We start from the raw sequence: 11,556 nt of genomic DNA, 5'->3' as shown, positions 1-11,556 counted from the left end.
AAAACCCAAGCTTATTTTAGCTTGGGTTTTGTTGCGTTCAAAAAAGGAGCTACGCACTTTAGTGCGACAGCCCCTTTAATATAATTATTTTATTTCTTACTTCTATCACCGCGACAGAATATAATTGAGAACTATTTTCTTCACAACATTCTGCTAAAACTCATTTAATAAAATCTTAAGCCTTTTTCACTCTTAAAATATCATGTTCATGTAATTCTACATCTGAACCTAAATCAATCCATAAGATTTGTTTAGCATGTGGTGCACTTTCTTGAGGTTCACCATCTTCAGTGTAGATTCCTTTAACTTCACATAATATATTAGAACCATCTGGTTTCATAAGCTCTATAGTTTCTCCAACACTGAACTTATTCTTTTGTTGTATCTTACATTGACCTCTTTCATTTACATCTAAAACTTGGCCTAAGTAAACATAATTTGTTATATGAAGATTTGCATCATATATTTGTGCATCTGCACCTACTTTTCCAAAGTAGAATCCTGTAGTAAAGTTTCTGAAAGTACATTTTCCTATTTCATCCTTATACCATTCAAGATTTGCTTTGTACTTTTCAGGAGATTCTAAATAATCATCAATTGCTTTTCTATAAGTTCTTGCAACCGTTGCAGTATACAATGTTGTTTTCATTCTTCCTTCAATCTTAAAGCTGTCAATTCCTGCTTCAATCATTTCTGGAATATGTTCAATCATGCATAAATCTTTTGAGTTAAATATGTAGCTTCCACGTTCATTTTCGTATACTGGGAAATATTCTCCTGGTCTCTTTTCTTCCATAACAGAATAATTCCATCTGCATGGGTGTGAGCATTCCCCTCTATTTGCATCTCTTCCAGTCATATAGTTACTTAATGAACATCTTCCTGAATAAGCCATGCACATTGCTCCATGTATGAAGCTTTCTATTTCCATTTCTTCTGGGATGCGTCTTCTTATTTCTGCAATTTCTGCTAATGAAAGTTCTCTAGCTGCAACAACTCTCTTTGCTCCAAGTTCCCACCAGAATAAAAATGTTTCATAGTTTGTATTATTTGCTTGTGTACTGATATGTCTTTCAACATGAGGTATTATTCTTTTTGCTAATGAGAATATTCCTGGATCTGCAATAATTAAAGCATCTGGATTTAACTCTCCAAGCTCTTTAAGATATTCTTTAACCTGTTCCATATCCTCATTATGAGCCAATATATTAACAGTAACATGCACTTTTACATTATGACGATGTGCATATTCTATTCCTTCTTTTAATTCTTCCATTGAAAAATTAGTTGCTTTAGCACGTAAGCTGAATACTTCTCCACCAACAAATACTGCATCTGCACCATAAGCTACGGCTACCTTTAAGTTTTCAAGATTACCTGCTGGAATTAATAATTCTATATTTCTTCTCATAGTATTTACCTGCTCTCCTTTGCAAACTTTATGATAAACTAACTATCTCAAAACAGTCAGTTCAATAATTCATATATAAAATAAATTTTTTTACTATTAAATTATTATAGACTTTAATAATATAACATTAGTTTCTTTTTGGCTACTACTATACATTAATTAATGTACTAAAAATATAAATCTATACTCTTTCTATAATAATTAATATCCAAATAAAAAATTAATCTGCACCATTTTTTAAATAATACAGATTAATTCATTAATTTTAAATATATTTTTTTGATAATTTAATAATATTTTTTTCTCAACATATAATTATAATCTTTAATGTCATCAACATTTATCTTTTATTCTAAATATAATAACCGATTCAATCCTTTAATTTTCTTTCAATTTTAAATCTATATATCTTCTTTCTTTATATTGAAGATACGCCTTTTCCCTGGAGTTCTAAGGCATTGATTACATGTAATACATTTTGGTACATCATACTCTCCATCCGACCACTTATTTATTAAATCAGGCTCCCTAACTAAAGTACGACACAAACCAAAGTATTTAATATTATGATCATTAAGAAGTTCATTCATTAAATCACCGCTTCTATTACCACCAGTAAGAATAACTGGAATCGAAATAGCTTTAGCTAACTTTTTCGCATGTTCTCTAAAATATGACTGCTTATCTTCAGATGATATTATATGCTTTCTTATTGCATCTAAATTATGCTCTGCAACATATTTTGAAAAATCATTTCCTCCAGAAACTTCAATTGCATCAATTCCTGCCTCTTCAAGTATCTGAGAAACTTTAATACTATCCTCGCTAGTCAATCCACCTTCCTCCATAAAATCTTAAGAATTGTACTTTATTAATATAGGGTAATCATCTCCTACCTGTTTTCTTATTTCCTTATATATTTCTAAAACAATTCTTGAACGATTTTCAATACTTCCACCATATTCATCAGTACGTCTATTATAATATGGACATAAAAACTGGCTTATAAAATATCCATGTGCTCCATGAATTATAACTCCATCAAAACCTGATTTTTTAACTCTAACAGCTGCTTTTCCAAAAGCTTTAACTAACTCATTTATATATGTAGTATCAAATAAATCTTTCATTAATTAATCACTCACAATCCTGTAGTTTATTAAGAATTATTTTACTCAACTTATAAGAATATATGCACTACTACCATATTTATAAGCAACTTCTTCATTTTTAGCACCTAAATTTCTACTTATAAGACTGTTAGCCCCCATTCCTACTCCAAATCCTACGGCTTGTATTATAGACATAAGTGAAAATACAACTCCTACTGCCGCCGCTGCACTTGTTCCAATCTGAGCCACAAAATAAGTATCTGCTGTATTATAAATTGTAGATATAAGCTGACTTAAAACCGTGGGAATAGCTAGTGATGTTATTAACTTAGGTATTGGCGTTTCAAGCATCATTTCATATTGTTTTTCTTTATTACTCTTCATCATTAGTACCTCCTACTTTTTACAATTTTAAATTATATTACTTATTGCACTTAATTTCTTTATATCCATAATTCAAAATTCAGTATTTTTTTCACTAAACAATAGTAATCCTTAAACTTTCTTTTTAAAATCCCTAAAAATACAATAATAGCTGTAAACTACTTACCATAAAAATGTACTGTAAGCATAAAGCTCACAGTACATTTTATATTAGAAACTCAATTATCTAATGCTAAACTTTTTTCTTATGTGTATCAAAAATTATAGTGGTAAGAATGGGTTTCCTGGATATATAGGATAAGGTGGATATCCTGGGTATATAGGATAAGGTAATAATCCTACTCTATTTATTCTTCTTATAGGATAATTTCTATGTCCATATCTCCTATATTTATTGTATCTATTATAGTCTCTAACTCTGCGTTTCATATTTCCGTTACTAGTAGTACTATTTTTATTATACATATTACTGCTAGTATTCATATTACCATTAGAATTCATATCAGACATGGTACCATTACCACTGATATTGATTCCTCCCATGCTATTCATGCCGCTACCGCCTGCACTCATTCCACCCATAGCAGATGGATTCCCCATGTTATTCATATTACTGCTACCAGTGTTCATTCCGTTCATACTAGATATATTGTTCATACCATTCATACTGCTACCAGTTGTATTCATGTTATAATCCATTTGATCCATGTTATTAATACCGCTATTATATGTCATTCCGTCTATGTTAGTCATACTTTCAATATCTTCTTCGTCAACCTGCATATCTTGTGGAACTAATATTCCTACATTTTCATCATCTACTCGGTCAATAATACCATTAACCATGCTTCCATCATCTAGTATCAACATAGCATCATAATACATACATCCTATGCATTTATTTTTTATTGCTCTCATATCTCTTTCTTTGTCAAATCTTTCAAATGCCATTTTTTAAAGCACCTCCTTTTTCTTTAATATACTATTTCAAAATTCTCACTTTTGTTACTTTTTTTAATAAATAAGAATTGTTTTTTCAATAAATTAATTGAATCTTCTTAGTTTTCACACCTTCCAAGAACATTCACCTAAACTTCTATTTCCAATCACCCTTATTTCCATATGACAAAAAACCTTAATACCATTCGGATTCAATCATCTCAAATTTATAGTTTCTGCACAACAAAAATGACCTGACACATTACTATGCCAGGCCATATTAATCATCTATTTAAACCTAAATATAATTCCTACATCATCCCTAGTCTCTTTAGTTCATCTATATCAGCATTTTCAAGCTTTTCTCTAATATCTGTACCACTATTTTTAACTCTTACAGGCACTAAATTTATTTCACTGCTATTTCTATCAATTAATATTAAAATAAAACTTATTGCAAATAAAATTGCTACTAAACCTACTATAATCATAGTTAAAACCTCCAACCCGTTTCTACATTTCTATTATAATATAGAATTATGTCAAATTTATGGCTATTTACAAAAAAAGTATAACTCAAAATATTTATATCCAATATAAAAATTCACATAATATTCGATATTTTATCCTTTCATTTTATAAATCAATAATAATATTTAAAATCAAATAAGAAATCACTAAAAAATAGCGTTATTTTGTCACACTATTTATTTAGTGATTATATCTAAATTTATAATTTTATTTAGTTGGTTACCTTCTTTTTTCCCCAGGTAAACTGTTTTTGTACTTTAGAAGCTTTTATTATAGGCTGCTTAACCCCATCATACATTTCAGATTCAATAGTTCCAGTAACTAAAACCCATTCATCATCCTTTGGCATTTCACCATCATATGTAACATTTATTCCAACTGTAACTTCATCTGTATGGTCTTCATGAGGCATATCATAATACCTAAGAACAGAAAAATTATTACCATTTACATTTCTAACAAAGCCTTCTATAGTTATACTCTTACCTTCATATGCACTTACATTATCAAATATTTTATCCAAGTCAGTTATAAACCCTTCATCCTTAATTACAATTTTATCTGAAGTTTCACTTGATGATGAATCACTTGATGATTTGTTTTCAAGATCATACTTTTTCTGTTCTTCAATTTCATCCTGCTGAGCCTTTTTCTTTTCTTCTTCTGTCATATTCGATGAACTGGTAGAACTATTATTTGATTGTGTAGTGCTTCCATTTTTATTTTCATTAGAACTACATCCTGTCATTATCCCTAATGTCATGCAGCCTAATAATAATAATCCGATTATTTTCTTCTTCATATGTCCATTCCTTTTTCAAAATCTGTATATATTTATCTCAATTTAAACACTAATGTTATCATTACTATGTTTTTTATATTATAGCATAATAAAACATTACTAATGTATTTATTATATGCAATTCAAGTTTTTTTGTATTAAATATTAAAAATAAAATTCATTAACATATTTATACCTCTTAACATATTATGTATTATACTTGATCAAACTAGGAGGATACTTTAATGAACAATATACAAAACCCCAATCTTATTGCTTTTTCTGAAAGTATTGAAAAGTATCTAAAACAGGATTTTCAAAATATTAAAGAAAGCTATTTTAATGACGAAAATAATCTTCCAAATATTGATAAATTGCTTCTTGATAATAAAGATAATATTCCTGTTATAGAACTAACCCTTAATCAAAAAAACAGTCAAGAAATTCTTGACCCAGAAACTGACAATGAAACTCTTTTTAATATGGAATCTAATTTACCAGATTATAAAGACACTATTGAAAAAGAAATTGATAAAGAAAATATTTTTGAAAAAACAAATGAAGAATTATATGGAGATGATTTTAAGATGAAAAATGATTTTGATTACGAAAAATTTTACAAAGAACCTATGAATTGTAAATATGATGACAAATATGATGATAAAAACATGTGCATTTATGGATGTAAATGTGATGATAAGTGCAAACACGGCTACGATTGCAAATATGATGATGACTGTAAATCTATATATAGCAGAAAACCTTGTAAAGGTTCAGATGATATTTTTGAACCTGTATGTTGCAATGCTATCTGTAATGTTCCTAGAATGGACATGATAACTATGGTTGCTGAAGGTCAAGGAACTATTGGTAATGCAGATGCTGAAGCAGACGCAGGTGCTGAAGCTAACGTCGTTAAGGGCTTCAAATGTGGTAAAGGCTGTAAATGTGGCAAAGGCGGTACTGGTAAAGAAAATAAAATTGCTTTTAAATTCTTTATTGGTAAAAAACACAGTAAATATATAGGCAATATGTGCTTAGTAAATTATGACGAAGAAATGTTCTTAACTTCTGATAAAATAGAATGCTTCCACAGCCCTAATCATACTAAGTTTGTTGCAATATTCCACTTTGAAGAAGGAGAAAATATGAGTAGAGAAATAGCTGTTTATGGAACTACTCAAATTTGCAGTATACCTCCTACTTTATTTATCTATAGTGCACCTCACTGTGGTGAAGATGATGAAATTGCTATGGGTGGATCTTTAACAAACGGTACAATTACAATAGCAACAAGCGAAGAAAATAATGGAATGATGATGAATTAGTTTAATAATTAAGGAGGAATAATCATGGTAAATACTTTAGAAGATACTGAAAGTATTTTTACTAGCTTAAACCATGCAAAAAGTAAGAAAGATACAAATTTCGTATTTATATTAAAACCAAACCAACTTAATATATTAGGTCAGGTATTTAGACCAGTATTTAGCGGTAAAATTGCTGAATTAACTGATTCTTACCTTGTTATAGAAAAAGTTAATATAAAAATGCCTAATGCACCTGAATTCATCTTTCCAACATCATTAACTATTCCGTTAGAGCAAATAGCTGTTTTCTTTGAATATGATTCTGATAAAAGATTTCCATTATATTAAAGGAAGTGATTAAATTCTTGAAAAAATGTTATTTAATAAATTAGAAAACTGTAAGAAACAAGATTCAGTAATATTTATGCTAGAAACCTTCCCTTACTTTATAGTGGGTCATATAGTATTTGTTACAGAAGACTATGTTGGAGTAAAAGCTGAATTCGGTACTTCTGATGAATTATTAGGTACTATCTTCCGTATTAATATTTCTACTATAGTTGCTTTTGGTTAGTATTCTATACTTGAAATATTATGAAAGGAGGAACTTATGATAAGACAATTTGAAGTTTCTGCAATAGAACTCCCTATCGTTTATAATAGATACGGTGATGTTGATCCTAATGGACTTATGTATGTACTTCGTGAAAATGAATATAAAGTCAAAGACTTAGTTTCCAAATGCACAGATACGTATATAAACCTAGTTCAGCCTCTTGTAATAAGAGCTAATGTAGGAGACATTGTAGAAATTAAATTTACTAATAAACTATGTTTTCCTGCTTCAATGAGCGTTGCTGGTCTTTTATATGATATTATGACCTCTGACGGTTCTGAAGTTGGAAATAATGAAAATTCTGTAGCCATTCCAAATGAAACAATAATATATAGATGGCATGCAGATGTGGAAGGATGCTTCAAATTTATGGATTTAGGTAATACTTTAAGTTCTGAAATAGGAAGCAGTGTTCATGGCTGATATCCATAATCCTTTTACACCTGATTTCAGAGAATTCGTAACAATATTCCATGATGAAGCTCCTGTAAAAAATAGATTTTGTGAAACACCAATGGACCCTATGAGTGGTGGTCCTGCTATGACTCACTCTATTAATTATAGGTCTGAGCCTATGAGAAATAGAATGCATTTAATAATGGAAGGTATTGTATGTCCTGAATGTGAAGGTGAGGAAGTTCACCATGATTCATGGGCATTTGGAGATCCTCCAGAAACTATTCTTCCAAGAGCATATGTAGCAGACCCAGTAAGATGGCATGTAGTTCATGGTGCAGCCAAGGAAACTCATGTGTTCCATCTTCACCTTCATCAATGGTATGACGAAAGAAATCATTCTGATTCAAGGCTTGTAGATTCAAGAGGATTTGGTCCTGGACAAACATTTTCTTTTGATATTCTCTATGGTGCTGGATCACTTCAGAAAGCTTATGGAGATGTAATTTACCACTGTCACTTATATCCTCACTTTGATGAAGGTATGTGGGGAATATTAAGAGTTCATGATGTATTAGAAGATGGTTCAAGATGCTATCCTGATGGTTCTCCTCTAACTCCGCTTGTTCCACTTCCAGATAGAAAGCCTCCAAGAAGACCTACTCCTAAAAGACCTGGATTCCCATTTTTTATTCCTGGAAAAGTTGTATGTAAATCTCCTGTACCTCCTATTGGGTGGGATCGTATTCTTCCTATAACTCAATTAGAAAAAAATGCTCTTGCTCCTAACTGGAAGGAAGGTGCTTTATTTACAAATGCAACTCCTAAAAATGCACCTATAAGAAGATATGATGTAGTTGCAATACAGATGCCACTACTCTACAACACTGCAGGATGGAATGACCCTGAAGGAAGACTATATGTACTTGCTGAAGATGAATATGCTGTCACACATGGTTTAAAGAAACCAGAACCTTTGTTTATAAGAGCTACAGCTGGTGAATGTATAGAAATTCATTTTACAAATAAACTTCCTGAACAAATTGGTCCTAATGCATTTGAGCATTTAGTTAATACTCTATTCTGTGGAACACATGTTCATTTGGTTAAGTTTGACCCACTTTCAAGTGATGGTTCTAATGTAGGTTGGAATTACTTTACTGGTGCAGCTCATAATCAGACTGTAATCTTTAGGTGGTATGCAGATATAGATCTGAAGACTATATTCTTCCATGATCATTTATTTGCAAATACTAATCAGCCTCATGGTTTATATGGTGGATTAATTGTTGAAAATGCTGGCTCTAAGTTCTTCAGTCCTGAAGGCCATGTTCTATATAAAGCTGGTACTCAGGCTCTAATAACAAAAATATAACCCATTAGTTATTTATTAAAGTATATTTTTTCTCTTAGAATACATACTTTAATCATGAACTAATGGGTATAATAAAATAATTATTTAATTATTTAACAAAGAAATAAATTAAGAATAATACTGTAAGAACATACATAATAGGATGTATTTTCTTAGCCTTTCCTTTAAATACCATAAATATTACATATGTTAAAAATCCACATGCGATTCCTTCTCCTATGCTATATGTAAGAGGCATTAAGATTATAGTAAGGAAACTTGATATTGAAATTTCAGGTTTACTCCATTCAATTTCTGAAAGAGATGAACATAAAAGTGAACCTACTATTATAAGTGCTGGTGCTGTCATTTGTGATGTTACCATTGATAAAAGTGGTGAGAAGAATAAACTCACTAAGAAACATCCTGCTGTAACAACACTTGAAAATCCTGTTTTAGCTCCTGCTGCTATCCCTGATAATGACTCCATACATGAAGTTGTATTTGTAGTACCAAATATTGCTCCAAGACAAGTAGCTACTGAATCTGAAAGTAAAGCTTTTGAACCATTTTCTATACTTCCGTCTTTCTTAAGAAGACCAACCTTAGAACCTACTGCAACAAGAGTACCTGCTGTATCAAAGAAATCCATGAATAATAATGTGAATATTACCATAGCCATTTGTGGTGTAAATACATCTTTAAGATGAGTTATAGCCACTCCAAATGTAGGTGCCATTGATGGAGGTATTGATACTATTGAGCTTGGGAAACTTACTAATCCAATAGCTAATCCAGCTATAATAGATACTATAAGTCCACAGAATATAGCTATTTTAATTCCTCTTACCATAAAGATACCCATTACTATAAGTCCAAGTATTGCTACTAAAACTCCTGGATCTTTTATATTTCCAAGTGCTACATATGTTGAATCACTTCCAACTATTATTCCTGCATTTTTAAATCCTACAAAAGCAATAAATAATCCTATCCCTGCTGATACTGCATATTTCATATTTTGTGGAATTGCTTGTATTATGTATTGTCTAAGTCCACTTGCTGAAACTATTACAAATATTATTCCTGATACAAGAACTCCTGCAATTGCAGTCTGCCAAGGTATATCCATACCAATACATACACTGAAAGCAAAGAATGCATTAAGTCCCATACCTGGTGCTAAGACCATAGGAAACTTGGCTATTGCCCCAATTATAAAAGTACCAATTGCTGCTGCAAGTGCTGTAGCTACAAATACACTTTCTTTAGGCATTCCAACTTGTGATAATATTTCTGGTATAACAAAAAGTACATAAGCTATTGTAAGGAATGTTGTAACTCCCCCAATAAACTCAGATTTAAAATCCGTGTCCTTTTCTTTGAAATTAAAATAATTAGAAATAAAATTCATACATACTGCTCCTTTATCTTAAGTTAACGTAACTATGCATAAAGGATAAAATTGAAATGATTTTTAAGATTCAATATAAATAAAATGCTTTCTTAATACATACTAGCCTTAATTATTTTTCTATATTGAAAATAAGAATCCAATATCGTAGTCAGGCCATAACGGTGACCTGGTAGAAACTGTTGATCCATTCTATCAACTTTATACGATAGCTTTTGTTTTATTTATGTTTTTTATATTTTTTTAATCCTACTGAATTTAAGTATGATAATAATATAATTATACTACCTTGTCTACATTTTTCAGCTTGTAAATATTTGTTTTATTTATAATTTGATTTTTATAACGGTTTATTTTTAATAATTTTATTATTCAATAATATATTTCTTAAAAAACAATATTTATTCCACTATATTTTTACTATTTTAAAAATACACGTTATATATAATCTATATATAATACAGACTATAATTTATAAATAATTATATAAAAATGAGCATTGGCCTTCTAACCTCTGCTCATTTTAAATATTTTATTCTTCTATTTTATAGAACTTATTAAGTAAGTCCTCATCAGAAGAATTATCCATTTCCTCTTCTATTTCATTCATAGTCTTATCAATTAATTCAATATCCTTATTTTCAAACATATTCTTATGTTCATCATTTAAATATTGAGCATGTGCAATAATATCTTCATCTATTTCCTGCTCTTCTACAATTACAGCAAAGCACATCTGCCATGTTAAAAACTTCTCAAAATCTGACCCATAGCTTATAATATCATTTTCATCATTTCTATATAAAATTATATCTCTGAACTCCTTATCTTTATAAGCAAAGGCATATACATCTCCCCCCTCTGTATGAGCAAAAGGGATAAGTGAAAGCCCAAATTTTTTACTCAGCAAATCAGTGTTAGTCCAGTTTCCTTTTGATTCAGATTCTTTTAATCTAGTTAATATATAATCCTGTTCTTCTTCAATTTCATCAAACAATAATGGCTCCCAGTCTACTTCCACTCCCCACATAAATGTTCCATGGGAATTTTCTAATTCTTCTCTATGTTCATCTATCCAGGAGTCAGGCTGTGTCATCCATTCCATAGCACCAGTGTCATAAATTTTTCTAAACAACTCTGGAAACTTAATTCCTTGAGACTTTTCTAATTCTTCAAGTTTCATATATATGTCATCCTTTCATTCATTTAATACATTCTACTTATTTTATATTACATACATCTTATGTTTACCACAATTATTTATAAATACTCAATAATTAAGAAATGGTAAATAACAGTAAGTTTTTA

At 30.1% G+C, this 11,556-nt stretch carries 14 protein-coding genes and 1 riboswitch; of the genes, 5 read left to right on the top strand and 9 right to left on the bottom strand.

The genetic code is table 11. The features are described from left to right. Positions 1–175: 175 nt before the first annotated feature. From HF850_RS09815 to HF850_RS09790, 7 genes are all read right to left on the bottom strand, one after another. Complete coding sequence (locus HF850_RS09815; protein ID WP_169105260.1) at positions 176–1,411, bottom strand: U32 family peptidase; 1,236 nt, start codon at positions 1,409–1,411, stop codon at positions 176–178. A 401-nt stretch (positions 1,412–1,812) separates the two neighbouring features. Then, entirely contained in the window at positions 1,813–2,244 is a 432-nt protein-coding gene (locus tag HF850_RS15820; protein WP_243159459.1) for a hypothetical protein, read from the bottom strand. Positions 2,245–2,265: 21 nt separating this feature from the next. After that, entirely contained in the window at positions 2,266–2,541 is a 276-nt protein-coding gene (locus tag HF850_RS15815) for a hypothetical protein (RefSeq protein ID WP_243159458.1), read from the bottom strand. A gap of 45 nt (positions 2,542–2,586) precedes the next feature. Beyond that, positions 2,587–2,907, bottom strand: coding sequence for an MATE family efflux transporter (locus HF850_RS09805; RefSeq protein ID WP_243159457.1), 321 nt, complete (start codon positions 2,905–2,907; stop codon positions 2,587–2,589). Between the two features lie 261 nt (positions 2,908–3,168). Continuing rightward, positions 3,169–3,858, bottom strand: coding sequence for a forkhead N-terminal domain-containing protein (locus HF850_RS09800; RefSeq protein WP_169105258.1), 690 nt, complete (start codon positions 3,856–3,858; stop codon positions 3,169–3,171). A 299-nt stretch (positions 3,859–4,157) separates the two neighbouring features. Then, positions 4,158–4,337 carry a hypothetical protein gene (locus tag HF850_RS09795; RefSeq protein WP_169105257.1) on the bottom strand — a complete coding sequence of 60 codons (180 nt, stop codon included), beginning with the start codon at positions 4,335–4,337 and terminating at the stop codon, positions 4,158–4,160. Between the two features lie 251 nt (positions 4,338–4,588). Then, the gene (locus HF850_RS09790; protein ID WP_169105256.1) at positions 4,589–5,179 is read right to left on the bottom strand and encodes a hypothetical protein; all 591 of its coding nucleotides are present in this window, start codon (positions 5,177–5,179) and stop codon (positions 4,589–4,591) included. Positions 5,180–5,403: 224 nt separating this feature from the next. On the opposite strand from HF850_RS09790, the gene HF850_RS09785 reads away from it, so the two are divergent. From HF850_RS09785 to HF850_RS09765, 5 genes are read left to right on the top strand one after another with little or no spacing between them, the layout of a single operon-like run. Continuing rightward, on the top strand, positions 5,404–6,486 hold the full coding sequence (locus HF850_RS09785; RefSeq protein ID WP_169105255.1) for a hypothetical protein: 1,083 nt from the start codon (positions 5,404–5,406) through the stop codon (positions 6,484–6,486). A gap of 24 nt (positions 6,487–6,510) precedes the next feature. Beyond that, the gene (locus HF850_RS09780) at positions 6,511–6,816 is read left to right on the top strand and encodes a hypothetical protein (protein ID WP_169105254.1); all 306 of its coding nucleotides are present in this window, start codon (positions 6,511–6,513) and stop codon (positions 6,814–6,816) included. 25 nt (positions 6,817–6,841) lie between these two features. Beyond that, positions 6,842–7,042 (top strand): hypothetical protein, encoded by a 201-nt coding sequence (locus HF850_RS09775; RefSeq protein ID WP_169105253.1) that lies wholly within the window; start codon positions 6,842–6,844, stop codon positions 7,040–7,042. Between the two features lie 36 nt (positions 7,043–7,078). Beyond that, positions 7,079–7,507 (top strand): hypothetical protein, encoded by a 429-nt coding sequence (locus tag HF850_RS09770; RefSeq protein ID WP_169105252.1) that lies wholly within the window; start codon positions 7,079–7,081, stop codon positions 7,505–7,507. Next, positions 7,500–8,855 carry a hypothetical protein gene (locus HF850_RS09765; protein ID WP_169105251.1) on the top strand — a complete coding sequence of 452 codons (1,356 nt, stop codon included), beginning with the start codon at positions 7,500–7,502 and terminating at the stop codon, positions 8,853–8,855. The genes HF850_RS09770 and HF850_RS09765 overlap by 8 nt, the downstream gene beginning before the upstream one ends. An 88-nt stretch (positions 8,856–8,943) precedes the next feature. On the opposite strand, the gene HF850_RS09760 is transcribed toward HF850_RS09765, so the two are convergent. Together HF850_RS09760 and HF850_RS09755 are read right to left on the bottom strand one after the other, a co-directional pair. After that, entirely contained in the window at positions 8,944–10,248 is a 1,305-nt protein-coding gene (locus HF850_RS09760; protein ID WP_206151640.1) for an NCS2 family permease, read from the bottom strand. Positions 10,249–10,376: 128 nt separating this feature from the next. Next, a riboswitch (purine riboswitch) is annotated at positions 10,377–10,477 on the bottom strand. A 303-nt stretch (positions 10,478–10,780) separates the two neighbouring features. Next, on the bottom strand, positions 10,781–11,431 hold the full coding sequence (locus HF850_RS09755; protein WP_169105250.1) for an SMI1/KNR4 family protein: 651 nt from the start codon (positions 11,429–11,431) through the stop codon (positions 10,781–10,783). Positions 11,432–11,556: the final 125 nt, after the last annotated feature.

It is taken from the genome of Clostridium sp. SM-530-WT-3G, from assembly GCF_012843905.1.
Lineage (GTDB): Bacteria > Bacillota > Clostridia > Clostridiales > Clostridiaceae > Clostridium.
Note: the sequence above shows the minus strand (reverse complement) of the source record. Positions and strands in the feature narration are given on the sequence as shown.

What these genes read in the sequence shown, in the direction of transcription:
- HF850_RS09800 (WP_169105258.1), bottom strand. Translation starts at nt 3,858, where the DNA reads ATGGCATTTGAAAGATTTGACAAAGAAAGAGATATGAGAGCAATAAAA.
- HF850_RS09770 (WP_169105252.1), top strand. Translation starts at nt 7,079, where the DNA reads ATGATAAGACAATTTGAAGTTTCTGCAATAGAACTCCCTATCGTTTAT.
- HF850_RS09780 (WP_169105254.1), top strand. Translation starts at nt 6,511, where the DNA reads ATGGTAAATACTTTAGAAGATACTGAAAGTATTTTTACTAGCTTAAAC.
- HF850_RS09790 (WP_169105256.1), bottom strand. Translation starts at nt 5,179, where the DNA reads ATGAAGAAGAAAATAATCGGATTATTATTATTAGGCTGCATGACATTA.
- HF850_RS09775 (WP_169105253.1), top strand. Translation starts at nt 6,842, where the DNA reads ATGTTATTTAATAAATTAGAAAACTGTAAGAAACAAGATTCAGTAATA.
- HF850_RS09760 (WP_206151640.1), bottom strand. Translation starts at nt 10,248, where the DNA reads ATGAATTTTATTTCTAATTATTTTAATTTCAAAGAAAAGGACACGGAT.
- HF850_RS09815 (WP_169105260.1), bottom strand. Translation starts at nt 1,411, where the DNA reads ATGAGAAGAAATATAGAATTATTAATTCCAGCAGGTAATCTTGAAAAC.
- HF850_RS09785 (WP_169105255.1), top strand. Translation starts at nt 5,404, where the DNA reads ATGAACAATATACAAAACCCCAATCTTATTGCTTTTTCTGAAAGTATT.
- HF850_RS09805 (WP_243159457.1), bottom strand. Translation starts at nt 2,907, where the DNA reads ATGAAGAGTAATAAAGAAAAACAATATGAAATGATGCTTGAAACGCCA.
- HF850_RS09795 (WP_169105257.1), bottom strand. Translation starts at nt 4,337, where the DNA reads ATGATTATAGTAGGTTTAGTAGCAATTTTATTTGCAATAAGTTTTATT.
- HF850_RS09765 (WP_169105251.1), top strand. Translation starts at nt 7,500, where the DNA reads ATGGCTGATATCCATAATCCTTTTACACCTGATTTCAGAGAATTCGTA.
- HF850_RS15815 (WP_243159458.1), bottom strand. Translation starts at nt 2,541, where the DNA reads ATGAAAGATTTATTTGATACTACATATATAAATGAGTTAGTTAAAGCT.
- HF850_RS09755 (WP_169105250.1), bottom strand. Translation starts at nt 11,431, where the DNA reads ATGAAACTTGAAGAATTAGAAAAGTCTCAAGGAATTAAGTTTCCAGAG.